The 26,132-nt window shown below is 69.5% G+C and carries 21 protein-coding genes; 16 read left to right on the plus strand and 5 right to left on the minus strand.

The annotated features are described in order from the left end of the window. Positions 1 to 40 precede the first annotated feature (40 nt). Positions 41 to 286: a hypothetical protein gene (locus OG439_RS39620; protein ID WP_326945618.1), complete on the minus strand. Its 246-nt coding sequence runs from the start codon at positions 284 to 286 to the stop codon at positions 41 to 43. Between the two features lie 141 nt (positions 287 to 427). On the opposite strand from OG439_RS39620, the gene OG439_RS39625 reads away from it, so the two are divergent. The 9 genes from OG439_RS39625 (at position 428) to OG439_RS39665 (ending at position 8,015) form a co-directional block, all read left to right on the plus strand. After that, a complete protein-coding gene (locus OG439_RS39625; protein ID WP_247059943.1) occupies positions 428 to 1,192 on the plus strand; it encodes an ESX secretion-associated protein EspG in 765 nt (254 codons plus the stop codon). Between the two features lie 130 nt (positions 1,193 to 1,322). Continuing rightward, positions 1,323 to 1,769 carry a hypothetical protein gene (locus OG439_RS39630; protein WP_326945619.1) on the plus strand — a complete coding sequence of 149 codons (447 nt, stop codon included), beginning with the start codon at positions 1,323 to 1,325 and terminating at the stop codon, positions 1,767 to 1,769. 6 nt (positions 1,770 to 1,775) lie between these two features. Beyond that, positions 1,776 to 2,345 carry a DUF3558 domain-containing protein gene (locus OG439_RS39635; protein ID WP_326945620.1) on the plus strand — a complete coding sequence of 190 codons (570 nt, stop codon included), beginning with the start codon at positions 1,776 to 1,778 and terminating at the stop codon, positions 2,343 to 2,345. 9 nt (positions 2,346 to 2,354) lie between these two features. Further along, entirely contained in the window at positions 2,355 to 3,887 is a 1,533-nt protein-coding gene (locus OG439_RS39640) for a hypothetical protein (RefSeq protein ID WP_326945621.1), read from the plus strand. Between the two features lie 102 nt (positions 3,888 to 3,989). Then, the gene (locus OG439_RS39645) at positions 3,990 to 4,487 is read left to right on the plus strand and encodes a YbaB/EbfC family nucleoid-associated protein (protein ID WP_326945623.1); all 498 of its coding nucleotides are present in this window, start codon (positions 3,990 to 3,992) and stop codon (positions 4,485 to 4,487) included. A gap of 13 nt (positions 4,488 to 4,500) precedes the next feature. Beyond that, on the plus strand, positions 4,501 to 5,319 hold the full coding sequence (locus tag OG439_RS39650; protein WP_326945624.1) for a WXG100 family type VII secretion target: 819 nt from the start codon (positions 4,501 to 4,503) through the stop codon (positions 5,317 to 5,319). Beyond that, positions 5,319 to 6,647 carry a hypothetical protein gene (locus OG439_RS39655; RefSeq protein ID WP_326945625.1) on the plus strand — a complete coding sequence of 443 codons (1,329 nt, stop codon included), beginning with the start codon at positions 5,319 to 5,321 and terminating at the stop codon, positions 6,645 to 6,647. The genes OG439_RS39650 and OG439_RS39655 overlap by 1 nt, the downstream gene beginning before the upstream one ends. A 22-nt stretch (positions 6,648 to 6,669) precedes the next feature. Further along, complete coding sequence (locus OG439_RS39660; RefSeq protein ID WP_326945626.1) at positions 6,670 to 7,050, plus strand: hypothetical protein; 381 nt, start codon at positions 6,670 to 6,672, stop codon at positions 7,048 to 7,050. Continuing rightward, on the plus strand, positions 7,047 to 8,015 hold the full coding sequence (locus tag OG439_RS39665; RefSeq protein WP_326945627.1) for a hypothetical protein: 969 nt from the start codon (positions 7,047 to 7,049) through the stop codon (positions 8,013 to 8,015). The genes OG439_RS39660 and OG439_RS39665 overlap by 4 nt, the downstream gene beginning before the upstream one ends. Positions 8,016 to 8,018: 3 nt before the next feature. Here OG439_RS39665 and glfT1 read toward each other — a convergent pair whose 3' ends face one another. From glfT1 to wzm, 3 genes are read right to left on the minus strand one after another with little or no spacing between them, the layout of a single operon-like run. Beyond that, positions 8,019 to 8,927, minus strand: a complete 909-nt coding sequence (glfT1, locus tag OG439_RS39670) for a galactofuranosyltransferase GlfT1 (RefSeq protein WP_326945628.1) — start codon at positions 8,925 to 8,927, stop codon at positions 8,019 to 8,021. Then, positions 8,927 to 9,742, minus strand: coding sequence for a galactan export ABC transporter ATP-binding subunit Wzt/RfbE (gene wzt, locus OG439_RS39675; RefSeq protein WP_247059962.1), 816 nt, complete (start codon positions 9,740 to 9,742; stop codon positions 8,927 to 8,929). The genes glfT1 and wzt overlap by 1 nt, the downstream gene beginning before the upstream one ends. 3 nt (positions 9,743 to 9,745) lie before the next feature. Then, positions 9,746 to 10,702: a galactan export ABC transporter permease subunit Wzm/RfbD gene (gene wzm, locus OG439_RS39680; protein ID WP_326945629.1), complete on the minus strand. Its 957-nt coding sequence runs from the start codon at positions 10,700 to 10,702 to the stop codon at positions 9,746 to 9,748. Between the two features lie 128 nt (positions 10,703 to 10,830). Between wzm and OG439_RS39685 the strand changes: the two genes are divergently transcribed. Beyond that, entirely contained in the window at positions 10,831 to 11,856 is a 1,026-nt protein-coding gene (locus tag OG439_RS39685) for an N-acetylneuraminate synthase family protein (RefSeq protein ID WP_326945630.1), read from the plus strand. Further along, a complete protein-coding gene (neuC, locus tag OG439_RS39690; protein ID WP_326945631.1) occupies positions 11,849 to 12,979 on the plus strand; it encodes a UDP-N-acetylglucosamine 2-epimerase in 1,131 nt (376 codons plus the stop codon). The genes OG439_RS39685 and neuC overlap by 8 nt, the downstream gene beginning before the upstream one ends. Before the next feature lies 1 nt (position 12,980). Here neuC and OG439_RS39695 read toward each other — a convergent pair whose 3' ends face one another. Beyond that, positions 12,981 to 13,661, minus strand: coding sequence for an acylneuraminate cytidylyltransferase family protein (locus tag OG439_RS39695; protein ID WP_326945632.1), 681 nt, complete (start codon positions 13,659 to 13,661; stop codon positions 12,981 to 12,983). 185 nt (positions 13,662 to 13,846) lie between these two features. Here OG439_RS39695 and OG439_RS39700 point away from each other — a divergent pair, with 185 nt between their 5' ends. From OG439_RS39700 to OG439_RS39720, 5 genes are all read left to right on the plus strand, one after another. Next, on the plus strand, positions 13,847 to 14,476 hold the full coding sequence (locus OG439_RS39700) for a hypothetical protein (RefSeq protein WP_326945633.1): 630 nt from the start codon (positions 13,847 to 13,849) through the stop codon (positions 14,474 to 14,476). A gap of 59 nt (positions 14,477 to 14,535) precedes the next feature. Then, positions 14,536 to 14,925 carry a hypothetical protein gene (locus tag OG439_RS39705; protein WP_326945634.1) on the plus strand — a complete coding sequence of 130 codons (390 nt, stop codon included), beginning with the start codon at positions 14,536 to 14,538 and terminating at the stop codon, positions 14,923 to 14,925. Positions 14,926 to 14,984: 59 nt separating this feature from the next. Then, the gene (locus OG439_RS39710) at positions 14,985 to 16,589 is read left to right on the plus strand and encodes a hypothetical protein (RefSeq protein ID WP_326945635.1); all 1,605 of its coding nucleotides are present in this window, start codon (positions 14,985 to 14,987) and stop codon (positions 16,587 to 16,589) included. 211 nt (positions 16,590 to 16,800) lie between these two features. Next, positions 16,801 to 25,578, plus strand: a complete 8,778-nt coding sequence (locus tag OG439_RS39715) for a LamG-like jellyroll fold domain-containing protein (RefSeq protein ID WP_326945636.1) — start codon at positions 16,801 to 16,803, stop codon at positions 25,576 to 25,578. Then, positions 25,556 to 26,119, plus strand: coding sequence for a hypothetical protein (locus OG439_RS39720; protein ID WP_326945637.1), 564 nt, complete (start codon positions 25,556 to 25,558; stop codon positions 26,117 to 26,119). Before OG439_RS39715 ends, OG439_RS39720 begins: the two co-directional genes overlap by 23 nt. Positions 26,120 to 26,132 lie beyond the last annotated feature (13 nt).

Below are 26,132 nucleotides of genomic sequence, written 5' to 3' on the forward strand. Positions count from 1 at the left end.
AAGGCCGTCTCACGATGCGTCGTGAGGCGGCCTTCGTGCGTCAGGTGTGCATGCCGAAGATGTTGGTCTTCCGGTTGAGATCGTCGATGTAGGCGGCGGCGACGTGGGCGAAGTTGATCGTCACCTCGGCGTCGTTCTTGGTGGTCACCGTGTCCACCGCGGCGGACTTCACCAGCTGGGGGAGCTTGCCCGCCAGCTTCCCGGATTCTTCGGCGGTCAGTGCGAACAGCAGCGGCTCGCCACCGGTGGCGAGGTGCAGCACGAGTGCGGGTTTCTGGTCAGCCATGCACCCATCGGACCAGCGGCGATCTTCGCGCGGCAAGCGAGTTCGCTGAGGGCGCAGCGGCTTCGGCGTCCGGCTGCGGTCATCGTGTGCGGTGGACTACCGTTTCCCGGAGATCTGAAACCCGCGGGGGAGATGCAAGCGATGCCACACACGTTCTCGCTGTCGCTGGCGGCGGTGGACATCCTGGTCGAACGCCTCGGTCTCGGCCGCGCGCCGACGCCGTTCGAGGTCCCGCACGTCGGCACGACCGTCGAGCAGCGGGGGATGATCCGCGACGCCGTCGTCCGCGACCTCACCGGGCGCGGGCTGTGGCAGCGCGGCCGCCTCGACGCGGACGCCGAGCTGGCGCTGGCCACCTTCGTCCGCGGCAGCCTGACCATCAGCGCGGTCGCCGAGCTGGGCGGCAAGCAGCTCTTCGCCCGCGTCGCCTCCGACGGCCAGTTCGCCGTGCTCGCGAAGCAGGACGAGAACCTCATCGTCTTCGAGGAGGTCCGCCCGACGGGCATCGTCCCGGCGATCGTCGACCTGCTGCCGCTGACCCCGGCCGCGCCCGGCCAGTCGGTCACCATCTCCCGCCCGGCCGAGCAGCCCCGCCAGCAGCGTCGCGACGACGCGTACGACCCCTTCGCCGGCGTCAGCGGCCCACGCTCGCATAGCGGCGCCGGCGGCCCGCAGGTCCGGATGATCGAGCGCGTCTTCCAGGAGCCGAAGAAGCGCATCGGCCAGTTCACCGCCCAGACCCGCGGCGGCACGTTCCCCCCGCTGGCCTGGTTCGACACGGAACAGGGCCGCTGGCTGATGTCCTCCCGCCGATCCGACGACGGCCAGCGCTGGATCACCTACGCCCCGGCCGACAACGCCCGCCTGGCCCAGCAGCTGTACGCCCAGCTCGAAGGCCAGTTCTGACCCTTGCGGAACCTCCGGCGGCGGCCACGCGTCACAGGTGAAGATCGGTGAACGGCAGTTGCGCAGGGTACCCGGCTAGTAGACTCCCGGGTGCACACGCACGGGCGAAGCGATACGGGGTGGAACAGCGATGTTGATAGCCGACGGCGGCGGTGGCGGCTCGTTCGCGGACATAGTCAACCCGCTCTCCTCGGGCAGCATGAGCGAGGCGATCAAGGGCGTCACCGCGGAGACCCAGAAGCTGGTGGACGCCGCCAAGGGCGGCGGTTTCAAGATCACCCCCGAAGGCGTGAAGCCGATCCGTGACGCGCTGAACGACCTGGTCACCGACCTGCGCCACTTGGACAAGGACGTCGTGGTCCTGAACCAGACGCCGCAGCTGGGGAACCACCCGTACGGTCACACCGTCGCGAGTCACGACCAGAAGGGTGCGGCGGACGCGGAAGGTTCGGCCGGCGTCGCGCTGTCCCAGCTCCGCGAGGTGGCCAAGCAGGCCGACGAGGCACTGGCCCGGGCCGCGGGTCAGTACACCGAGGCTGAGAACACCGCTCTCGACAGCCTGAAGTCCAAGCCGTAGGGAATGATGAAACTCCTCGCACGCGCTGCGTTGCCCGTCGTCGCGGGCGCCTTCCTGCTGACCGGCTGCACCAGCGCCCAGAACGGCACGGCCACGCCGGCGAATTCGGAGTCGGCCGCGCCGACCTCCGGCAGTTCGAGCACCGCGGACCCCGGCAGCGCCACGACTACCGCTCTTGAACCGTGCACCTTGCTGACGGCTGCCGACGTCAGCCCGTACAGCACGTTCGGCGACGCCGAGGAGAAAAAGCTCGGCGGAGCGCGGACCTGCGGTTATGAGAACAAGACCACCACGGCGAGCGAAGAAGGCATGACCATCACCGCCGCCATCCGCGACGACGTCCCGCTCGACGCGGTCGTCGACACCGGTGGTGGCATCAAGGACCTCCAGGTGAACGGCCGCAAGGCCAAAGAGGCGTCCAGCACCGCGCCGCTCGGCTGCACGGTCGCTCTCGGCGTTGGGGACAAGGCGCGAGTGGACGTGAACGTCACGTCGGTCAACACGGTCGAGAGGGCCTGCCAGCTCGCCGAGGACGTGGCCACGAAGATCGTCGAGCCGCGGTTGCCGAAGGGATAGGGGACCCAGATGAGCACGCGACAGCAGCCTCCGGCGCCCAAGACGCCGGACAAGACGCCGCAGCAGGTCCAGGACATGGCGCCCGCCGACCGGGATGCCTACCTCCAGCAGAAGGCCGACGAAGGCGTCGACCCCGGCAACTGGCTCTTCGGGCCGCTCCAGCAGTGGATCGCCCAGCAGCAGGCCAAGAACCAGTCCCAGGAGATGGGCGACAAGAACGTCGCGGAGGCCACGAAGGGCCGCGACGTCGACTACGTCTCCGGCCTGAACGCGCCGAACGCGGACTACAAGGGCAGCGACCACACTCAGCTCCAGGCGTACCTGCAGAGCAACCTGAACGTCGAGCAGGTCTCCGACGTCTCGACCGCGTACCACCAGGTCCACCAGGTTTTCGACAAGTTCGCCACGTCGATGAACACCGCGGTCAACTCGTCGAAGGGGATGTGGGAAGGGCCTGCCGCGGAGAACGCGCAGTCCTACTTCACCAGTCTCGGCAAGTGGTCCGACGCCAACTCGCAGAACGCGAAGCTGGCCTCGGAGACCATCTACGACCAAGGCCAGGCCGCCTCCACGGCCAAGAACTCGATGCCCGCCCCCATCCCGTTCAGCTGGACCGACGAGATGAAGAACTGGGCGACGTCCAACCCGTTCAGCCTGCCGGACAACGTCGACAAGTCGTTGCAGAAGCAGAAGGACAGCCAGGCGGCGCACGACCAGGCGGCCAGCGTGATGTCGACCTACGACAAGAACCTCTACGAGGCCGCGTCGAAGCAGCCCGCCTTCGCGCCGCCGCCCAGCTTCAGCACCGGGGGCGGCACCGGTGACCCGACCGGCGGTGGCGACAAGGACGGGATCAACAACCCCTCCGGCGTCAACATGCCCGGCTCCGGCTCGGTGAACACGCCGGGCGGCAGCAACGGCAACAACTCCACCGGCAACAACTCGACCGGCAGCAACTTCACCGGCGGCAACGTCCCCGGCCCCAACGTCACGCCGCACTTCTCCGGGCCCGGCTCGACCACCGGTTCCGGGATCCTGCCCGCCGGCACGACCACGCCGTCCGGGTTCCAGCCCGGCGGGGTGCCCACCGGGTCGGCCGGCAACGCGAACACGTCCATGGGTGGCATGCCGATGAGCCCGATGCCGATGGGCGGCGGCATGGGTGGCGGCTTCGGCGGCGACGAGGCCTACAACTCCAAGCTCGGCGGAGGCGCGGGCGGCGGTGGCCGGGGTGGTTCCGGCTTCGGCCCCGGTGGCTCGGGCTCCGGCAGCGCGACCGGGGCGGGCGCCGCCTCGGGTGCGGCCCGGCCGGGTGGCATCGGCGCGGCCGAAGCGGCCGCGGGGCGCGGCATGGGTGGCCTCGGCTCGGGCAGCGGCGCAGCGGGCCGCGGCGGGATGGGCGCGGGCGGCATGGGCCGCGGCCAGAAGGGCGAGGGCGACGAGGACACGGAGCACTCGCGCCCGACGTACCTGGTCGAGGGCGACCCCGACGAGGTCTTCGGCACCGACATGCGCACGGCCCCGCCGGTCATCGGCGAATAACAGCGACGCGAAACGCCCCGCACCTGGTGCGGGGCGTTTTGCGTCCACGCTGGTCACGGAACCAGTAACCTTCCCCGCGCGTCGGACTGCGGGGAGGCCGGGATGACACCTGAGGAATGGCTGGCGAACTTCGAGACGAAGATCGCCGACGTCCGCGAGAAGGCCGAAGAGTTTCGCGTCGGGCTCGAGGCCGCCGGCACGACCGTCGCTTCGCCCGACGGGACGATCCACGTCGGGGTCGCGCCCAACGGTTCGCTGACCGACTTGCGGCTCACCGACTCCGCGATCGCCGGCAAGTCCGGGGCCCTGCTCGCCGAGGAGATCCTCAAGCTCGCCCGCAAGGCGCAGCGCGACGCCGCCGTCAACGTCGCGGCCGCGTTCGCGCCGCTGGGCGGGGACTCCGAGGCCATGCACATGGTCACCGGCTACGTCCCGCCGGAGGAACCCGAGGAGCCACCGGCGCCCGATCCGATCCGGGAACGACAGCTCTGGCAGCACGAAGAGCCGGAAACGCCACCGCCGCCGCCACGCCGTCCGACGCGCCCGCCGCGCGACGACGATGACGACTTCGGCGGCTCCGCGATCATGCGCCGCGACTGAGGGGACTTCGGACATGACCACCGCCACTTCCGGGGCCGGTGTCTTCGACACCTACGCCGGGCTCGTCGACTCCGTCACCGCCGACTCGGAGTCCGAGGGCCAGCGCGTCCTCGACGTCTCCATCAGCGCGGCCGGCGCGGTCGTCGACACCGTCGGCGCCGCCATCGACCCGCTCGGCGCCGTCCTCAACGCCGGCGTCGGCTGGCTGCTGGAGCACATCAGCTTCCTGCGCGAGCCGCTGGACGCCCTGCTCGGCAACCCCGACGAGATCAACGCGAACGTCGACCAGCTCAAGTCCGCCGCGGCCGAGATGCACACGCTCGCCCAGGAACACCGGGACGACCTGCGCAGCGTCGCCGAATGGACCGGCCAGGCCGCCGACGCCTACCGCGACAGCCTCACGAAGATGGCCGAGGAGCTGGAGTCGCTCGGCAAGACGCTCGACGGGACGGCCGCGGTGGCCGGTATCTCCGGCATGCTCGTCACGACGTTGCGCGGCATCGTCTTCGGGCTGATCTCGTCGGTGATCGCCGAGCTGATCCGGGACGCGCTGATCGCGGCGGCCTCGGCGGTCTGCACCTTCGGCGGCTCGATCGCCGCGTTCTGCGGGGTCGCGTCGGCCCGCGCCGCGGCGACGGCGTCGAAGATCGCCGGCAAGATCAGCAAGCTCCTCGAAGGCTTCGGGCGCCAGGGCGGCCGGCTGGCCAAGCTCCTCGAAGCCATGGAGAAGCTCACCACGGGCCTGGACCGGTTCTCCACGGTCGGCGGGCTCGCGACAGGCGCGTATCAGGCCGCCAAGCCGTACGACACCCAGCAGCCGGCGGAGGCGTGATGGCGACCCACCACACCAGCACCCCGCACCACACGAGCACGCCGCACCACACCCCGGACGTCTCGCCGGCGCACCACGAGCCGTCGAGCCCGCACCCCACCGAGCCACGTCCGACGGCGGGTGGCGGCCACGGCGGCGGGTACGCCCTGCACACGGAGTCCCTGGGCACCATGGAAGGCCACCTCGGCCGGACGAAGGACAAGGTGCACGCGGTCGGCCGGACCGTCTCCGGCGCGAACTTCGGCGCCCAGTCGATGGGCCTGGTCGGGTCCACGATGACCGGCACGCTCAACACCACCGTCTCGGCGGCCAAAGAGCACGTCACCCGCGCGGGCAAGGCGGTCGAGGACGCCGGCACCCGCACCAAGGCGGTCCGCGAGCACTACCAGACCACCGAGGCGAACGCGGCGGACACGATGACCGCCGCAGGCAAGCGCGTCGACGCGCCCGCGGAGAAGACCGCGGCGGCCGGTTCGGGTGGCGGCGGAACCCCACCGCCCGGTGCGAACCCGCCCCACCCGCCGGACGATCCCGGCGGCATGCACAACAACCAGGGCCACCACGCCACCGACGACGAGCTGCGCGGCCAGTACACCCGCGACTCGATGCAAACGCGCCCGACGTCCACCGACGACCAGATCCGCGGCGCGGCAAGCAGATTGGGCTACGACCCGGACCGCCACCTGGCGATGACCCTGCAACCGACGGCGAACCTGACCCCGGCCCAGCGCGCGGAGATCGTCGCGGTGCGCAACGAGCTGCACGCGAACCCGGGCGAGATCATGACGAAAGTCGTGAAGCCCGAAATGGGCGAAGCCACGTTGGAAAACAAGACCAGGTACGTGGAGCTGAGCACCGGCGACACCAAGGTGTTCGACCCCGCGCAGGTCGGTGGTTCCGTCGCTCGGGGCAGCGACACCGCACAGTACGGAACGCCCGCGGAGTTCCGGACGAAGCTGGCGCTCGATGACCAAGGGGCGGGGTGGACACCGATCGAAGCCAATGCGCCCCACGCCTACCAGCTCAGGTTCCCCGCTTCTCGTGACGCGGGTGCGATGGAGATCAGCTACGGCGGCACGGATCCCGGGTCCGCACACGACATGCAGGTCCTGTCCGGACAGTCGGCGCCGCGCCCGTGGGATCCACCGTTCCTCGGCACGGGCTACACCGGCGGAGGCGTACCGGAATGGCTGCACACCCGGGCGGATTACGGCGGCCGTGCCGAGATGTACTTCGTGCACGCGGACGGGACGGAATCCTTGGCCGGGGTGTACTTGGACGGACGAGGGTGGTTCGACGTACGTGGACGAGGAGGGGCGGGTGCCTGAGACGAGGAGGATCTCCCCCCGGGTGTCCGGGGTGTACCGGGGTTCGGTCTTTTCGGTGTCGGAGCGGCCTCCGGACCGGGTGATGCTGCGACGCGAAGGGGTTCCTGACCAGGAAGTGGCGATCGCGGACCTGGACGAGTGGTACACGGTGCGCACGTACGGCACCTTTCTCGATCACCGGTTCGAGGTCTACAGCGAAGAGGACGGCGAGTTCTTCATCGGCGTGGTGGGAAAAGGCGACGGTCACTGGCTCGCCGATACCTGGGCCAAGCCGGAAGAACACCCCGACGTGCATTTCCAGCAGATGGACCGGTTCACTTACGAGGCCTTGGTGCCGAAGCACATGGTGACTGACATCCATGAGGTTCGCACCGACCATCCGACGACAGAAGGAAACCGATGAGTCCTGACGCTCCCGCCGGTCTCGCGGGCGGCACCGTCGTCCAGCTGCCGGTCAAGCCCGGGCTCGTCGGGCTCTACCTGGGGAACGTCATCGTCCCCGGGCGCTTCGAACCGCACCGGATCCAGGGGTTCGCCGGGCGCGCCGAGGACGTCGCCGAGCTCGATGCCGCCGCCGCTCTCCGGAACTACGGGCTGGCCAAGATCCCGGGCTGGGGCTCGCTCGACGCCCTCTACCTGCTCAAGTTCGCGGCCGGCCACACCTTTCCGTTCCGCACCTCCTACGGCTCGTCGGACCGGGAGATCGCGGCCGAGCTGGGGGTGGCGCGGGTGTACCCGCCGCCGTTCCTCGGCACCGGGTACTTCCCCGGGGTCGACCACCCGTTGCCCGAGTACGTCCTGCGGCTCATCGAGATCCCGGCCGGTGCGGAACTGGTCGTCCGCCGCGACGAAGGCGACGTGCGGCTGGCGCAGTACCACAGCCGGAAGGTCGGCTGGATCCCCGACCAGAAGGACGGTTTCGGCGAAGCCGCGTTCTTCCCGCCGCCCGTGCCGCTACCGCCGTTGGTGCGCCGCGGCTACACCGCCCGGTACCGCGGGAGCGACTTCGACGCCGAGTTCGCCGGCGCCGGCCGGGTCGTGCTGCACCCGTTGCCGGGTGCAGCGCCGCCGGCCGACTTCACCGAGACCTACGGCTTCCGGATGAAGGTCGTCGAGCAGGTCGAACTGGACGACCTGACGTTCGTGCGGACGCTGTGCCGGTGGCGCGGCGGCACCTTCGAGGTCCTCGGCCGCGGGCGGGACAGCGCCGACCTGCACCTGGTCGACGAGGACTACCTGCTCGCCCGCGACCTCGGGCTCGTCGAGGTGGACTACCGCGTGTGGCGCCAGACCGTGCCGGCCGCCGAGCTCACCGACGTCCGGACCGAAGCCGAGCCCGTGCCGATCGAAGGCGCATACCGCGGCTGAAAGCTAGTAGCGGTAGAACTTCTCCGCCCGGCCCTGGCGGACCAGCTTCAGCCACGCCAGGAACGCCTTCGGGTCGCGCTTCACGCCCACGAAGTACAGGCCGAAGCGAAGCACCTCCAGCGCGCCGATCTTGCGCATTCCCGGCTGGGACAGCAGGTAGCCGCGGTTGCGGTACGTGTAGTAGCGCTTGACCTCGTTCTCCGGGTCCTGGGCGTGGAACTTGCCGCCCAGCATCGGCTTGAACTCGTCCGAGCCGTCCGGGTGCAGGTACTTCGTCTTGAGCGACGTGCCGAACGGCAGGCCCGAGCGGGCGAGCCGCCGGTGCAGCTCGACCTCGTCGCCGCGGAAGAACAGGCGCAGGTCCGGCACGCCGACGACGTCCAAAGTGGACGCCCGGAACAGGGCGCCGTTCATCAGGGACGCGATGCCCGGCAGGAAGTCGACGCCCAGCTCGGACTGCGACCGCTTCCACGTCAGGCCGCGGCGCAGCGGGAACGCGAGCTTCTCCGGCGCGTCGATGTTCGACACCACCGGGGAAATCTCGGCCAGGCCCCGCTTTTCCGCTTCCTCCAGCAGGATCGCCAGCACGTTCTCGTCGGCCGGGCGGCCGTCGTCGTCGGCCAGCCAGACCCACTCCGCGCCCAGCGAGAGCGCGTGCAGCATGCCCAGCGCGAACCCGCCGGCGCCACCGAGGTTCCGGTGCGACGGCAGGTACGTGTGCGGCAGCGGGTAGTTCTCGACGACCTCGCGGGCCGAGTTGTCCGGCCCGTTGTCGACGACGACCAGGTGGTCGACGGGGCGGGTCTGGGCCGCGATGACCTTCAGCGAGTCCGCGAGCAGCTCGCGCCGGTGCCGCGTGACGACCACGCCGACGACCGCGCCGTCGGGCAGCTGCTGGGTCTCGCTGGCCATCATTCCCCGCCGTTCGTCGTCGCCACCGGCTCGATGCCCAGGCGCTGCAGCGTTTCCTGGCTCATGTCCATGAACGGGTCGCGGCCCTTGTACCCGGTGAGGACGTCCCGCAGCGAACCCTGCTGCTTGAGGTGCCCCTCGTCCATCCAGAGGGCCGAGTCGCACAGCTCGAACAGGAACTCGTCCGAGTGGCTGGCGAACACCAGGATGCCCGAGCGCTTCACCAGGTCCTTGAGGCGGTCGCGTGCCTTGTTGAGGAACGCCGCGTCGACCGCGCCGATGCCCTCGTCGAGGATCAGGATCTCGGGGTCGATCGAGGTGACGACGCCGAGCGCCAGCCGCACGCGCATGCCTGTGGAGTACGTCCGCAGCGGCATCTGCAGGTAGTCGCCGAGTTCGGTGAACTCGGCGATGTCGTCGACCCGCTTCTCCATCTCCTTGGCCGTCATCCCGAGGAAGAGGCCGCGGATGATGATGTTCTCTTCGCCGGAGATCTCCGGGTCCATGCCGATGCCGAGGTCGAAGACCGGCGCGATCTTGCCGGTGATCCGCGACGAGCCGCGGGTGGGCTCGTAGATCCCGGCGAGCAGCCGCAGCAGCGTGGACTTGCCCGCGCCGTTGTGGCCGACCAGGCCGACGCGGTCGCCCTCGCGGAGGTTGAGGGTCACGTCGTGGAGGGCCTCGATGATCGGCACCTTGGTGTCGGTGCCGATCTTGCCGCCGACCTTGCCGAGGACGCGCTTCTTCATCGACCGGGTCTTCGCGTCGAAGATCGGGAAGTCGACGAAAGCGTTCTGAACATCAATGGAGACCATGTGTCACACCCAGTAGGAGACGCGGGCACGGTAATTGCGCATCGCGACGAGCGCGAGCGCCCAGCCGACGATGGTGATGGAGCCGACCACGATCCAGTTGCCCGCCGTGAACGACTGGCCGAGCAGCGGTGCGCGGACCACCTGCATGAAGTGGTACAGCGGGTTCAGCTGGATGATCGGCAGCACCCATTGGGCCACACCCGCCCGCGAGCCGCCGGCGAGCAGCTGGTCGACCGGCCACACGATCGGCGTGCCGTAGAACAGCAGCTGGATCAGCGAGTTGATGACCTGCGGGATGTCGCGGAAGCGGGTCGAGATGATGCCCAGCAGCAGCGTCACCCAGGCCGCGTTCAGCGCCAGCAGGAGGAAGCCGGGGATGGCCAGCAGGATGTTCCAGCTCAGGCCCGGGTGGCAGTAGAGGCCGTTGTGGCAGAGGCCGTCCGGGGAACCCAGTGAATACGGGCCGTCCAGCGCGCTGAAGAAGATCACGAGGATGACCACGTAGACGATCATGTTGTGCGCGAGCAGCAGCGTCTGGCGCCACACGGTGCGCAGCATGTAGACGCTCAGCGGCGCCGGGAGCTGCTTGATCATCCCCTCGTTGGCGATGAACGTCTCCATGCCCTCGGCCAGGCAGCCGCTGATGAAGCCCCAGAGGATGAACCCGGTGCTCAGGTAGGGCAGGAACACCTCGATGGGCGAGTGGAACAGCTGCGAGTACAGCAGCCCGAGCCCGAGCGCGATGACCGCTTGGCTGATCGTGATCCAGAAGGGCCCGATCACCGACCGGCGGTAGCGCTGCTTGATGTCCTGCCAGCCGAGGTGACCCCACAGCTCGCGGGCGGAGAAACCGGCCTTGATGTCGGCTATGGCTCGCGCGAACGTCTTGCTGTCCGACCTCGGCGGTGCCGACGTCGCTACGGGTGAGTCCGCGGCCTGAACCGTGCTGGTGGCATGCACGTGGACGAGGGTACCGATGGGATGAGCGGGCCCATTGGTAGGGCACTCGGGTCGGGCCGCCGGGGTCCGGTACGGCACGGGCTAAGGTCGTGGACGGACCGCAGCCACGCAGCGACCCGGAGGTTTTCATGTTCATGCTCGGCGAGCACCCGGTCGGTGCCGACCACCCGCCTCTCGTGATCGCCGAGATCGGCATAAACCACGAGGGTGACCCCAAGAAGGCCCACAAGATGGTCGACGACGCCGCGGACGCCGGCGTCCAGGTCGTCAAGATCCAGACCCACGTGGTCGACGACGAGATGATCCCGAACGACGTCGTGCCCGGCAACGCCGACGAGCCGATCTGGGACATGATGAACCGGGTCGCGCTCACCGCCGAGGACGAGCGCGAGATCAAGGTGCACGCCGAGGAGCGCGGGCTGGTCTTCCTGTCGACGCCGTTCTCCCGCGCGGCCGCGGACAGGCTGGCCGAGCTGGACGTCGCCGGCTTCAAGATCGGCTCGGGGGAGTGCAACAACTACCCGCTGATCCGGCACGTCGCCTCGTACGGCAAGCCGGTCATCCTGTCGACCGGGATGAACGATGTCGCGTCCATCACCCCCGCCGTCGAGATCCTGCGCGCGGCCGGGGTCGGGTTCGCGCTGCTGCACTGCACTTCGCTCTACCCGACGCCGCCGGAGCAGGTCCGCCTCGGCGCGCTCGCCGAGCTGCACGCCGCGTTCCCGGACGCCGAACTCGGGCTTTCCGACCACACCACCACCATCTACCCCTGCTTGGGCGCGGTCGCGCTCGGCGCCTCGGTGCTGGAGCGGCACTTCACGTCCGACATGAGCTGGCCGGGTCCGGACATCCCGGTGTCCTCGACCCCGGCCGAGTTCAAGGAGCTCGTGGTGGGCTCGCGGCTGATCCACGCGGCGCGCGGTGGCTCGAAGCAGATCCTCGCCGAGGAGCAGCCGACGATCGACTTCGCCTACGCCTGCGTGGTCACCACGAAGGACGTCGCCGAAGGCGAGTCGCTCAGCACCGAGAACATCTGGGTCAAGCGGCCCGGCACCGGCGAGATCAAGGCCAAGGACTTCGAGAGCCTGCTCGGCCGGGTCGCGACGCGGGCGCTCCCCGCGAACACGCAGGTGAGCTGGGCGGACCTTGGCTGAGCCCGGGCGGCGTGAGGTCCTGTTCCTCACCGGGACCCGCGCCGACTTCGGGAAGCTCCGGGACGTCATGCTCGCCGTGCAGAAGAGCTCGGTGCTGTCGGCCCGGATCGTCGTCACGGGCATGCACATGCTGCGCAGCTACGGCTACACCGTGCGCGAGATCGAGCTGGCCGGGCTGGAGCGGCTGCACCTGATCCCGAACCAGATCGAAGACGAGCCGATGGCGCTCGTGCTCGCGAACACCGTCCAGGCGCTGGCCCGGCTGGTGCACGAGGAGCAGCCCGCCGCGATCGTCGTGCACGGCGACCGCGTCGAGGCGCTTGCGGGCGCGATCGTCGGGTCCCTGGCCAACGTCCGGGTCGTGCACATCGAAGGTGGCGAGGTCAGCGGCACCATCGACGACGTCATCCGGCACTCGCTGTCGAAGCACGCCCACGTGCACCTGGTCGCCAACGAGCAAGCCCGCCGGCGGCTGCTGCAACTCGGCGAGGAAGAGGATCGGATCTTCGTCGTCGGCAGCCCCGAGGTGGACGTCCTGACGTCCGCGCGGCTGCCCGACCTCGACGAGGTGCGACGGCACTACGAGATCCCGTTCACCGACTACGGGTTGCTCGCGCTGCACCCGGTCACCACCGAACGCGACCTCAACCGGCGGAACGCGGCCGCCGTGGTCGACGCGGTCCTCGCCGAGGGCAACTGGGTCGTCATCGACCCGAACAACGACGAGGGCTGCCGCGAAATCCGCAGCGAGCTCGACCGCCTCGCCGGCCCGCGGTTCGTGCGGCTGCCGTCGATGCGCTTCGAATACTTCGTCACCCTGATGAAGAACGCGGCGGTCGTGCTGGGGAACTCGAGCGCCGGCGTCCGGGAGGCGCCGGTGCTGGGCACGCCGTCGGTCACCGTCGGTACGCGGCAGCGCAACCGCGCGGTCGCGCCCAGCGTGCTGACGGTCGAGCCGACCGCGGACGCCGTCTCGGCCGGGATCGCCGAAGCCCGGGCGATGGGCCGCTGCGAGCCCGACACCGCGTTCGGCGAACCGGGTGCCCACCGGCGCATCGTCGAACTGCTCGAAGGCGACGAGATCTGGCGGCCTTCGCTGTACAAGGCCTTCGTCGACCGCTGAGTCAGCGGCGGGCGGCCGCCCGTTCCTCGGCCAGCACGAGGTCGGCCGCGGAGTCGATGTCGATCGCACGTTCGACCGGCACGAACTGCGGTCGCACCTCGGGGATGAAGAACCGCTCGTGCGTCCGCAGGTCCCCGGCCCGCACCAGGTAGATCCCGCCGGTCGGGCGCAGTACAACGGGCAGCGTCTGCCGTGGCGCCTCGAGGTCGGACCAGTCCCGCACCGGCGCGATGCCGCCGTCCGGCGTCTCCAGGCACACCTTCAGCGGGTGGTGCTCGGCCGTCCGGCACATCTGCACGACGGAGCCGGTGGGCCGGTCGGCGTGGATGTCGAGGCTCTCGGCGATGTCGCCCGCCGTCCGCAGCGGCGACGTGGGCTGGAGCAGCAGGACCAGGGTCGAGTCCGGGACGTCGAGGGCGTCGAGGGCGTGGAGGACCGCCGGGAGGGTCCTGCTGGCCGAGTCCGCGAGGCGGGCCGGGCGTTCGACGGTCCGGGCGCCTTCGGCGGCCGCGGCGGCGGCGATCTCGGCGTCGTCGGTCGTGACGACGACGTCCGCGATCCCGGCCGCGACGGCGGTGTGCACCGTGTGCGCTACCAGCGGACGGCCCTGGAAGAGCGCCAGGTTCTTGCCCGGCAGCCCGACGGAGCCGCCCCTAGCCGGGACGATGGCCAGCGCGGTCACAGTGCACCCCTTCCGGGTGACGACGGTGGTCTGTCGGCTATTGTCCGTCTGCTCAACTGCCGCCTGACGGCGGCCCGGTTACTGGCGGGGTCGGCAGCTCCGGACATGTCGGTGAGGAAGCAATGAATCGGACTCAGTTCAAAGATGAGACGTCCGGACGGCTCGGTGAGAGTGATACGGGTCACATGCTTCGAGAACTGCTGCTTTCCTACGCTCGAGGCCAGCAGGCCGGCACCATCGCCGTCGTGGGGAACGCGCCGATGGCACCCGACGCCGAGCGCGCCGCGCTGATCGACGGCAGCGACCTGGTCTTCCGGATGACGACGTTCGCGCTGGACGAGCCGGACGCCGAGCCGGCCTACGGCACCCGCACCGACGTCGTGGTGGTCCACCGCGGGGTCATCGTCTCCCCGTACACCTTCGCCGATTACACCTCGCGCCTCTACTTGCTCGCGGAGCCGGGCCGGCTCTTCTGGGAGCCGGAGACCCTGCCCGACTGGTGGCCCGCCGACCTCGGGTTCGTGCCGATCTCCAACCGGCGGTTCGTACAGCCGCTTTCGCGCTTGCTCGGGCTCTCGACGGACCAGCACGTGTGGGCCACGACAGGCACCCTCGTGACCTACCTGTGCAAGGAGCTGTTCCCCGACGCGGTGGTGCGGCTCACCGGCGTGTCGATCATCGAACGACCCGACCAGACCGACTTCGAGCACGCTTGGGGCAGCAAGGTCGGCGTGACGGCCGAGCACCGCCTCGACGCGGAATCCCGGCTGCTGAGTGCCTGGCGTGACTCCGGAAGAATCGAGATTGTGCAGTGAGTGATTTGCAGGGGGCGCTCTCACGGGCGAAAGAGCTCGCTCGGGCGGTCGGTCGGCCGGTGGTCGCGAAGGTGCGGCCGCGGATCGAGAACATCGCCCTCGACCGGATCCGGCCCGAGCTCGACGCGCTCCACGGGGACATCGCGGCACTGCGCCAAGACGTCGAGAAGTGCACCAAAGAACTCGATGGTCACGTGAAGTGGCTGTACGACGAGCAGCGCCGCCTGGCGCCGCACCTCGCGGCCCTCGACGCGCGGGTCGCGGCCGTCGAGCGGCCGGGCTCGGCCGCCCGGCCGGCGGACAAGCTCGAGTACGCGCCGGACGAAGCCGACCAGGTTCGCGCCGAGCACGCCAGGATCCGGGCGCGGCTGTCGGCGATCTCGAAGTACGAAGAGCGGCTGGCGCGGCTGGAGGAGTCCCTCACCGCGCGGCCCGAGGTGAGCAACTGAGCCGAAACGACGTCGCGGCGCCCACCGGGTCCCGCCGGGCGCTGCTTCCCTGGGGACTGTTGCTCCTGGTCCCGCTCGCCCTGACCATCGCCTGGACCGGGCTCGACCACGACGTCCGGTTCGTCCTCGGCACGCTCGAGACGGCCGGTCGCGCGGGCTTCTCGCCGGCCGAGGTCTTCGTGCACCGGCCGATGGCCTACCGGGTGGTGCTGGCCTTGGGGGACGTCGGCAGTTCGCTGCCGATCCCCGTGCGGGAAGCGGTCGTGCGGGTGCTGGCCCTGCTCGTCGTGCTGCTGGTGACGGTGCTGTTGCGTGCGGGTCTGGCGCGGTGCCGCCCGGCCGGTGAGGCGACGGCGGTCGCCGCGATGACGGGGCTCGCACTCGCGTTGGCCCCGAACTGGGACTTCCTGCAGCCGGAGTGGCTGGCCGCGGTGTTCGCGGCCGGCGCCGTCGGGGCTGCGCTCCGGATCCGCCGGCCACTGCTCGCGGCCACGGCCGGAGGCGTGCTGCTGGCGTTGACTGTGCTGGTCAAGTACACGACGGTGCCGACCGCGCTGGTGGCGCTCGGCGCGCTCGCCGTCCTCGACCGGCGGCGCGCGCTGCTGACCGGCGCGTTCGGCCTGCCGATCTGTCTCGGCCTGTTCGGCCTGACCGTGCTGGTCGAGCCGCGGGAATGGCGGTGGTTCGGCGAGCTGTCCAGCCTCAACGGCGGGAGCCCGCTCAGCCGGGGCCTGCTGTGGAGCGATGCGCGAGCACTGGCCGGGACCGTGCTGAACGAGGCGTTGGCCGTCCCGATGCTGGCGCTTCTCCCGGTGAGCATCGTGGTGCTGGCGCGGCTGGCGACGGTACGTCGTGCCCGCGTGGCGTGGCTTGTCCTGCCGGCGGTCGCCGTGGGCGTGGTGCTGGCGGCTGTGGTGATCCAAGGGCAGTGGTTCCAGTACCACCTCGCGGCGCTGGTCCCGTTCGCCGCGGCGCTGTGGGGGCTCGCCGTGGCGCGCTGGTCCGCCGAGCACGGCGGCCCGCCCCGCGCGCTCGTGCTGCTGACGGTCGCGCTCGGGATCGGCGCGCCGATCGTTTCGGCTGCGACGACGGAGTGGCGCCTCGGGCACGGGACGGTCGTCTACGCGGCGCTGGTCGCGTCGGTGGTCGCCGTGGCGCTGATCGGGCTCCTGGATCGACGGCGGACCCGGCCGGTGGTGGCGGTGCTCGGCGCGGTCGCCGTACTCGTCGTGCCCGTGTGGCCGAGCGCGCCCTACTCGTTCGACGCGATCCACGCCGACTACACGAATTCCGGACGGGTGGCGGCCGCGCGGCTCGACGAGCGGCTGTTCGAACCGGTCCGGGCGCGGATCGGCCCGGATGCCACCGTGCTCTACCTGGCGTTCGGCGACATGGCGTACTTCTTCGGCAACCCGGCCGACTGCCGGTACCCGGCGCCGGTGTTCGTGCAGCGCGGTACCTACGTCCCGGCGGTGCGCGGCCTGGAGAGCTACCGGGAGAACCTGGCGTGCATCGAGCGGACCGCCGCCGAGTACCTGGTGGTCCAGTCCTCTTGGCTGGCGGTCGACCGCCTCCCGCCGGACGTCGCGACGCGGCTGCGCGGCCGGTTCGACTGCGACCGCGCCCTTCCTGCGGGCGAGCTGACGGTCTGCCCCCGACGCTAGACCACTCGGAGTAAGGTCGACTTGTCTCTGAGTTACAACATTCGAGTTAACTCCGCGTCAAGAAGATTGACCTCCTGATCAACTCTTGCATAGCGTCTCCGCTTGGCGTCGGGGGACGGCTGCGTTTGGTGTGGTCCGAGGGGGCGTCTTCGTGGTGCGTTCACGCGCGCTGAGTTCTGCGCGGATTTGGTCGATTTTCGCGCTTGTCCTGGTGATTCTGCTTCCCGTCGCGGGCTCGGCGGTGGAGTACGCCAAGCCCGGTGCGCCGTTGCCGGCCGGGGCGTCACTCGATTCCCCCGCGCAGCGCGCAGGCACGGGAGCGGGCGTCGGCGACGACGGCAACCCGGCCCTGTCACCGAGGGACACCCCGCGGCCTCCTGGTGCCGTGGCGGACGAACGGGCCGTGCCGCCCGCCCAGACGGCCGCCATGGCCGCTCGGCAGCACGTCAAGCCGGCCGTGGTGCAGCGCAACGACCGGCCTTCGATCGATCCGAAGGCGGTCGAAAGACCGCAGGACCGCACGGAAAACACCGAAACGTTCGACAACCCGGACGGCACCCGGACCCTTCGGGTCCACAGCGGGCCGTCGAACGTCCGGCGGCCGGACGGCAGCTGGCAGCGGGCCGACCTGAACCTGGTCGCCGGGCCGGATGGGCGGATCCGGCCGAAGACGAGTGCCGCGGACGTCAGTTTCGCCACCTCCGCGGCCACCGACCCGGTGGCGACGTTCGGGGTCGACGGGCTGTCGCTCGGGTACGCCCTGCGAGACGCGGCTCCGGCCGCAGGCCAGGTGCACGGTGACGCCGTCACCTACCCGGCGGTCCGGCCGGACACCGACCTCCGGCTGACGGCCACCGCGGGCGGCCTCGAGGAAGAGCTCGTCCTGCACTCGGCACGGGCGCAGACGCGCTACTCGTTCACCCTGCACACCGGCGGCCTGCAGCCCCGGCTCGCGGGACGGGCGGTCGAACTGACCGACGCCGCCGGCGCGATCCGCGCGACCGTCCCCGCCGGGTTCATGACCGACGCGAAGATCGACCCGGCCACCGGCCAAGGCATGCGCAGCGACGGCGTGAGCTACGGGCTTTCCCAGGTCGACGCGCGGACGTGGACCCTGCAGGTCGACGTCGATCCGGCTTGGCTCCACGATTCCGCGCGCGTCTTCCCCGTGGTCGTCGACCCGACCCTGGGCAAGTTCTCCAGCGACACCGACGACACCTACGTGCGTTCCGGCACCACGGCGAACCACTCCACGGAAGATCTGCTGGAAGTGGGCTCGCCGAACGGTGGTGCCACGATTTCCCGCTCCTACCTGCACTTCACCGACGCACTGAACCGGCTGCGCAACCAGTACATCCTCGGCGCGACGGTGAACGTGCTCGCCACGTACTCGTGCCAGGCCAGGCCGGCGACGCTGTTCGAGGCCACTCAGGGTTGGGGGCGCGAGACGACCTGGCCCGGCGCGGCCGCGGGCCGGGCCCTGGCCACCACGCAGATCCCCGCGTTGACGGGCCCGAGTTGCTCCGGGCAGTACTGGGCCGGGTTCCAGCTGCCGCAGGAGGTGCCGGCGCAGTGGTCGCACGGCCAGACCCTCGGCAACGGCTTCACGTTGCGGGCGACCAACGAAGGTGACAGCGCGGCGTTCAAGCGCTTCGCCTCGGCGGATACGGTCAACCAGCCCTACATCGACGTCAGCTACTCGCCCGAAGGCGCCACCTACGAGCTGACCGACGTCCTGCTGCCCACCAACAACCGCGAGGGCACGTTCACCGCCCGCGTGACGAACATGGGGTCTTCGACCTGGCCGGCCGGGGTCGGGTACCGCTTGGGCTACGTCGTCAAGCAGGGCGGCACGGTCGTCAAGACGTCGCAGGGCGTCGCACCCGCGGCCGCGGTGCCGCCAGGCGCGCAGACCACGATCACGGTGCCGTTGACCGCGTTGACGCCGGGCGCGTACGACCTGAACCTGACCATGTGGACACCGGCCAACCAGGACTTCAACGCGGTGTACGGCGTCCCCTACGGCCAGGCGCCGCTGAAGGTCGAAAACGTGCCACCGGGGTCGAACTACCAGCAACCGGGGAACGGCGGCATCGTCGAATCCCTTACCCCGACGCTGTTCGCGCGCGCGGTCGACGACGACGGCTGGCCCAACAAGGGCTTCAAGTTCCTCTTCCGGATCTGCACCGACGTCGCGCTGACCCAGAACTGCACCGAATCGGGCTGGGGCCCGGAAAGCTGGACGCCGCCGCCGGGCACGCTGGCCTGGAGCAAGACCTACTACTGGGGCATCAAGACGCACGACACGGTCAGCCCGTCACCGGACTGGGCGGCCAAGCTCGCCCTGACCACGCGGGTGCCGCAGCCGGAGATCACCTCACACCTGGCCGGCAGCCCGGACACGGTGAACGGCCCCGGCCTCGACCCGCAGATCGGGAACTACTCCACGGTCGTGACCGACGCGAGCGTCGCCACCGTGGGACCGGATCTCACCATCACCCGGACGTACAACAGCCTCGACCCGCGGCGCGACACCGCGTTCGGCGTCGGCTGGGCGTCCCGGCTCGACACGCGCCTGGTGCCGAACCGCTCCGCGCAGAACGTCGTCACCGATGTCCTGCTGACCTACCCGAACGGCAGGCAGGCCCGCTTCGGCCGCAACCCGGACGGCACGTTCGCACCGCCGATGGGGCAGAACGTCGACCTGGTCTACGACAGCGGCACGGGCTACTACACCCTGCGCGACGTCAGCGGCACCAGGTGGCTGTTCGACAACGCGGGCAAGCTGATCACGATCACCGACCCGGCGGGCCTGACCGAGACCCTCACGCACGACGCGAACGGGCGGGTCGACGGGATCGTCAACGACGTCTCCCACCGGAAGCTGACCATCACCTGGACCGGGGCGCACGTGACCCAGGTGCAGACGCCGGCGCCGAAGACCGGGGACGCGCCGCTGAGCTGGACCTACACCTACGTCGGCGACACGCTGACCAGCGTCTGCGCCCCTGGACCCGCGCCGAACTGCACGAACTACGGGCGCGCCACCGGCTCGCACTACCGGAGCTCGGTGCTCGACGACGGCCCGCGCGGCTACTGGCGGCTCGACGAGGAAAGCGGTGCGAGCGCGGCGAACGTCGCGGCGCGGACGCCGGGTGCGGACGCGGCGCCCCAGAACGGCCTGGGCTTCGGCGCCGGCGGCGCGCTCGCCGGGACCGGCGACACCGCCGCGGTGTTCGACGGCATGGCCAGCTACCTCAAGCTGCCGGACGACCTGCTGTCGCAGAACATGTCCGCGTCGGCGGAGCTCTGGTTCAAGACGAGCGCGAGCGGCACGCTGCTCGGTTACGCCGACGAGGCCTTCCCCGGCACCACTTCGCTCAAGGCGCGGCCGGTGCTGTACGTCGGCGTCGACGGTTCCCTCTACGGGGGCTTCACCGCGCGGAACGTGACGGGTCCGAGCCAGGTCGTCAGCACGGCCAAGGTCAACGACAACACCTGGCACCACGCCGTCCTGACGTCCGAAGTGAACACCCAGACCCTGTACCTCGACGGCGCCGCCGTCGGCACGATCGCGGGCATCGTCGACCAGGGATCCCTCGGCAAACTGTCGGTCGGTGGCGGGGTCGGCAAGAACTACCCGTCCACCAACGGCGGCGACTTCTACTTCGCCGGTGCGATCGACGAAGTCGCGCTCTACCAGCACACGCTGAGCCCGTTCGCGGTCAAGCAGCACTTCGACGCCGCGCAGGCGGTCGACGAGCTGACCGGCATCACGCTCCCGCAGGACAGCCGCAGCTTCGCGAAGCTCACCTACGACGATCGCGCGGACCGGGTCAAGACGCTGACCGACCACGACGGCCGCAACTGGACGCTCGACGCGCCGGTGCGCGTCAACGCGGACCGGACGGTCACGCTGCACGGCCCCTACCCCGACTGGACGTACAAGTTCGACGCCGACCAGGGCGGCCGCCTCACCTCGACGCTCCACAGTGGATTCTCGAAGTCCTGGGAGTACAACGAAAAGGGCTTCGTCCGAGCCACCGTGGACGAGGCCGGTGGCCGGGTCGAGCAGACGACCGACGACCGCGGCAACGTGCTCAGCCGCAAGACGTGCCGGGCCGTGGACAGCTGCAACACCGCGTACTTCACCTACGTCTCCGGGACGTCTCCGCTCGATCCACGGGCGGACAAACCGGCGACCAGCTCGGACGCGCGGTCGTCGAGCGCGACCGACACCCGCTACCGGACGTCCTACGCCTACGACACGGCCGGCAGGCTGACCACCACGACGTTCCCGATCCCGGCGGGGCAGACGGTCGCGCCGACCGAGGTCAGCGTCTACGCGCAGGGCAACGAGGCCGCGGCGGACAACAACGGCAAGGTGCCGGCCGGGGTGCTGCTCCAGGTGACCGATCGCCGCGGGCAGGTCGCGCGCAACAGCTACCTCGCGAACGGCGACCTTTACTCCGGCACGGACGTCAAGGGCCTGGTCACGACGTTCGCTTACGACGGCATCGGCCGGAAGACGTCCCAGAGACTGGGGAACGCCGGCGGTGCGAACTACGGCACGACTTCGTTCGAGTACACCCCGCAGTCCCGGATCGCCAAGGTGACCGCGCCGGGCGTCGTCAACCCGGTCACCGGTGTCACGCACACGCCGGTGACGGCGAACACCTACGACGGCGACGGCAACCTCCTGCAGATCGAGGTCACCGATGCGACCGGCGGTGACGTCGCGCGGAAGTCGGTGTTCAGCTACGACAAGTTCGACCACCAGGTCGGCGTCTCGTACCCCGACGGCGGGGTGGTGACCTACGAGTACTCCGCCGACCTGCTGAAGCTCGTCACCACCGACGTGCTCGGGGTCAAGTGGACCGACCAGTACGACGACCAGCACCGGCTCCTGTCGCGCGTCACCGACGGGATCGGCGCCGATCCGTCGAAGCCGGGGCAGCCCGGGATCCTGCGGGTCGAGAACCGCAGCTACGACCCGGCCGGACGGCTCGAGCGCGTCCAGGACGCGATGGACCGCTCCACCCGCTACAGCTACTACGGCGACGGCCTGCTGTGGAAGGCCACGCTGGAGAACTACCGGCCGCCGACCGGCCCGGCCCGGGACGTCGTCCTCGACGAGCGGACGTACGACCCGGCCGGCAACGTGAGCCTGGACGTCACGGCGGGCGGCCGGAAGACGGCCAGCAGCTACGACGCCGCGGGTTACGTCAGCGAGTCCACAGTGGACCCGGACGCGTTGAAGCGGAAGGCGACGTTCGTCCGGGACGGCGCCGGGAACGTCACCCGGATGTCCGCGACCGGTGCGGCCGACCCGTCCCGGGTGGAAACGACCGACTACACCTACGCCCCGGACGGGCAGGTCAGCCGAGAGGACACCACCGCGGCGTCCGGGCTGATCCTCTCGTCGACGACCACGTACGACGAACGCGGTCTCGCGATCAAGACGTCGGACCGGCGCCAGGTCGAGACGCAGTACACCTACGACGCCACGGGCCAGCAGGTCTCGGTGATCAACCCCGCGGTGGACGTCTGGGTCAACGGTGTCCAGACCACCGGGGTGACGACGAGCTCGGTGCTGGGGCGCAACACCTTCGGTGAGGTGACACAGTCGAAGGACGCGTCCGGCAACGTCACCACGACCGAACGCGACAGCATGGGCCGGGCGACGTCGGGCACGCTCCCGGCGTACACGCCGCCGGGCACCACGACGCCGATCGTGCCCACCACCCGCACCGAGTACGACTACGCGGGCAACGCCCTGACCGTCACGGACCCGCTCAACCACGTGACGGCCAGCACCTACGACCCGTACGGCAACGTGCTGACCACGACGTTGCCGCAGGTCGGCGACACGCCGTCGGTGGCGAAGAACAGCTACGACGGCAACGGCGAACTGACGAGCACGACCGATCCGGCCGGCGCGCGGCAGGAGTTCACCTACGACGACTTCGGCCGGCAGATCACCGCGTCGCAGGTCGAACGCTACGACGGTCAGCCGGTCTACTACACCGCCAAGACCGGCTACGACGACGCCGGGAACGTCACGTCGACGACGTCGCCGCAGAACTTCGTCAGCACCGCCGCGTACAACGGCGCCGACGAACCGGTCAGCTCGACCGACGCGACGAACCGGACCGTCACGTACGGGTACGACAACGCCGGCCGCGAGGCGAGTACGACCGACGCGACCGGCCTGACCAGCACGAACACGTACGACCTCGCCGGTCGGATGACGGGGTCGGCGCAGGTCTTCGGCGGGCAGCAGCAGCGGGCCTCGACCGTCGACTACGACGGCAACGGCAACGTGCTGCACACGAAGTCGCCCGAGGGACGGACCGTCGACTACGGGTACGACTTCCTCAACCGGCTCGTGAAGCAGGTCGAAAAGGTCGACTCGGCCAAGTCGATCACGACGTGGACGGGCTACGACCGGCTCGGCAACCGGAGCCACTTCATCGACGGCAACGGGCACGCGACCGACTACACCTACACGCCGTGGGGGATGCCGGATTCGGTGGTCGAGCCGTCGGTCGCCGGGGCGACCGCGCCGGCGGACCACACCTGGACGACGTCGTACGACGCGGCCGGCCGTGCGGCGAAGCTCACCGCGCCCGGCGGGGTCACCCGCACCCGCGACTACGACGAGCAGGACCGGCTGGCCGCGGAACACGGGGCCGGCGCGGAGAACGCCACCACCGACCGGACCTACGGCTACGACTCGGCCGGACGGCTGACGAAGATCGGCAGCCCGGGCGGTGACACGAACTACCGCTACGACGACCGCGGCAACCTGCGGACGTCCCAGGGCGCGTCCGGCACGGCCGTCTACACCTACAACGGTGACGGCACGCTGGCCACGCGGTCGGACGCCGCCGGCAACACGACGTTCACCTACGACGGCGCCGGCCGGCTGTCGTCGACCGCGGACCCGCTCACCGGCCGCACGACGGACTACAAGTACGACGCCGTGGGCCGGTTGTCCGTCACCCAGGACCGCGCGGTCGCGGGCCGGATCATGCGCACCAGCGGCTACGACAACCTGGGCCGGCTGTCATCCGACAGCCTGACCCAGCTCACCGACGTCGGCTCGCGGGTCTTGCTGGGCGACACCTACGGGTACGACAACGACGACAAGGTCACGACCAAGACGTCGACGCGCTCGGTGGGCGCCACCACGGCGAACAGCTACGGCTACGACGGAGCAGGCCGACTGACGAGCTGGACGGCCGGGTCCCAGACCACGACCTACGGCTGGGACGACGCCGGGAACCGCACGTCGGTCAACGGCTCGGCATACACGTACAACGAGCGCAACCAGCTGCTCTCCGGCGGCGGCGCGACGTACGCGTACCGGAAGCGCGGCACGCTGCAGTCGGTCACACGCGGCAGCGTGACGACGACCAACGGGTTCGACGCCTTCGATCGCTTGGTCCGCGAGGGCACGACGACGAACCAGTACGACAGCAACGACCGGGTGGTGAACCGCAACGGCACGGCACTGACGTACGACGGCCTCTCGAACGAGACGGTGACCGACGGCACGCGAAAGGTCTCCCGCCTCCCGGACGGGACGGCGCTGGGCGACAAGGGAGCGGCCGGCGGGAAAACGCTTTTCGCCGACCGCCACGGAGACGTGGAGGGCCGCTACCTGGGCGCGGTGGTCGACGGCCAGCGCACGTACGACCCGTTCGGCACGGTGACGTCGTCGTCGGGTGAGACGTCGAACCTGGGCTACCAGGGGGACTGGACAACACCGGACACGGGCTTGGTCAACATGACGGCCCGCTGGTACGACCCGAACCGGGGCGGCTTCGTCAGCCGCGACGACTGGAACCTTTCGCCGGACCCATCGGCGGCGACGAACCGCTACACGTACGGCAACGGTGACGCGGTCGGGAACACCGACCCGAGCGGCCACAATCCCGTGTGCTCGATCATCGGTGGGGCCGCGGGAGGATGGTTCTTCGGGATTTTCGGGGACATCGTGGGTGACCTCTTCGGTGCAGGTGCATGTCCGGGTTCCATGTCGGACGGACGGGATTGCATCAAAGACCGGTGTTCGGCCATTTGTTACAACTGCGGGCACTACGACGCCACCGATAGCGCTTGGCATCATCAAGAAGTCCGAGGTTCGAACGGTTCGAGTCGAGGGCCGTCGGTTGTCGGACCCCGACCCGGAGGACGCCCAGGTGGTCGTCCCAGCGGAGGTACATCGACGCACCGTCCGGTCCGCCCGAGTCCGCCCCCGCCACCTCCCTGGTTGGTCAATGCCATCCGCCCTGCCCACCAGTTGCCACCTGGCGCCACTGTCGCGGACTTGGTCGACGCCACGAACGCGACGACTCCCGCAACGACGGTCGAGGATCCCACGGGTGACTACTACGAGGACGCCAACGAGACAACCGAGGCACCCCAGGAGCAAGGTTCCCCCGGCACTGGGCGGCCGCCTGTTGCCGACAACGCCGACTTCCAGACGTTCTGCGACAGCCTCGACATGGAGCCGAACAAGCCGGAGTACTTACCGATGGAGCCTGCGGAATTGGGTGACGGCACCAAGGGCATGCGGGCGACTGGCGGCTCGGTCTGTCTCACGGAGACCCGGAACCGGACGGGACGGCCGACCAAGCCGTTCGGTTGGGAGCGTGGCATGCACCGCGGGCACATCATTGCTTCCATTTTCTGGGGTAGCAACGGCCAGGAGAATATCGTTCCGCAGTTCGAGCTGGTCAACATCAGAGACATGCTCCACTCGATTGAAACCGGTACCAGGGACGCCGTCGGCAACAACACTTCGTCGGGTCGGCAGAGCGGCGCGCCGCAAAGTGTTTTCTACATGGTCCGCGTGCTGTACAAGGGATCGGATCCGGTGCCCTGGCGGATCGACGCCGCCGCGTACGGCAGTGGCGGCTTCGAGTGTTACGTGCAGATCTACAACGTGAAAGAGGGAAATGATCCAAGGACAACCTGTTGAGCAACTCGTTGAACTGCTGAAGTGGCGAAAGGAATTGGTGGTGCCGGCGCTGACCTGGGAGCATGTCGAAGGGCAGTTGGGAGTCGCGGTGCCCCTAGGCGTGAAAGCAATCTCGAGTCGATTCCCGGCGGGATCCTTCGGTGATTGGATTAACTTCTACAACCCGGTTCAGAGTGTTCAAACCTCGACCATGTTCATGGGTACCCTCAAATCGGTTGGAGAGACTCTCCGTTACGCGAGGCAGGTGAACTTCGAAGAATTTCCGTATAATTTTCACCCGGAGAAGTCGGGTCTCGTCGCTTGGGGGCACGGCGACCAGCACGTCTACTTTTGGCGTGCGCCGGGCGTTGCGGATCCGGATGTCGAAGTCGTGTTGTACTGCGACAAGCATGGTGCCGGATGGGGAGAATTCTCGGGAAGTGTCCCCGAGTTTCTCGTGGAGCTGTTCAATGATCGACTCGAGACGGAAATTCTCTATGACGAGTGGGTGGACTGTCAGTTCTTCTCCGAATTCCAAGAATTCGCTCGTCCGGGCAACTGACCTTTTTCGATTG

The sequence above is a fragment of the Amycolatopsis sp. NBC_01307 genome (assembly GCF_035975215.1).
In the GTDB taxonomy this organism is placed as follows: Bacteria; Actinomycetota; Actinomycetes; order Mycobacteriales; family Pseudonocardiaceae; genus Amycolatopsis.

What these genes read in the sequence shown, in the direction of transcription:
- OG439_RS39635 (WP_326945620.1), top strand. Translation starts at nt 1,776, where the DNA reads ATGAAACTCCTCGCACGCGCTGCGTTGCCCGTCGTCGCGGGCGCCTTC.
- OG439_RS39645 (WP_326945623.1), top strand. Translation starts at nt 3,990, where the DNA reads ATGACACCTGAGGAATGGCTGGCGAACTTCGAGACGAAGATCGCCGAC.
- OG439_RS39640 (WP_326945621.1), top strand. Translation starts at nt 2,355, where the DNA reads ATGAGCACGCGACAGCAGCCTCCGGCGCCCAAGACGCCGGACAAGACG.
- OG439_RS39700 (WP_326945633.1), top strand. Translation starts at nt 13,847, where the DNA reads ATGCTTCGAGAACTGCTGCTTTCCTACGCTCGAGGCCAGCAGGCCGGC.
- OG439_RS39620 (WP_326945618.1), bottom strand. Translation starts at nt 286, where the DNA reads ATGGCTGACCAGAAACCCGCACTCGTGCTGCACCTCGCCACCGGTGGC.
- OG439_RS39685 (WP_326945630.1), top strand. Translation starts at nt 10,831, where the DNA reads ATGTTCATGCTCGGCGAGCACCCGGTCGGTGCCGACCACCCGCCTCTC.
- wzt (WP_247059962.1), bottom strand. Translation starts at nt 9,742, where the DNA reads ATGGTCTCCATTGATGTTCAGAACGCTTTCGTCGACTTCCCGATCTTC.
- glfT1 (WP_326945628.1), bottom strand. Translation starts at nt 8,927, where the DNA reads ATGGCCAGCGAGACCCAGCAGCTGCCCGACGGCGCGGTCGTCGGCGTG.
- OG439_RS39665 (WP_326945627.1), top strand. Translation starts at nt 7,047, where the DNA reads ATGAGTCCTGACGCTCCCGCCGGTCTCGCGGGCGGCACCGTCGTCCAG.
- OG439_RS39625 (WP_247059943.1), top strand. Translation starts at nt 428, where the DNA reads ATGCCACACACGTTCTCGCTGTCGCTGGCGGCGGTGGACATCCTGGTC.
- OG439_RS39650 (WP_326945624.1), top strand. Translation starts at nt 4,501, where the DNA reads ATGACCACCGCCACTTCCGGGGCCGGTGTCTTCGACACCTACGCCGGG.
- OG439_RS39630 (WP_326945619.1), top strand. Translation starts at nt 1,323, where the DNA reads ATGTTGATAGCCGACGGCGGCGGTGGCGGCTCGTTCGCGGACATAGTC.
- OG439_RS39655 (WP_326945625.1), top strand. Translation starts at nt 5,319, where the DNA reads ATGGCGACCCACCACACCAGCACCCCGCACCACACGAGCACGCCGCAC.
- OG439_RS39720 (WP_326945637.1), top strand. Translation starts at nt 25,556, where the DNA reads ATGATCCAAGGACAACCTGTTGAGCAACTCGTTGAACTGCTGAAGTGG.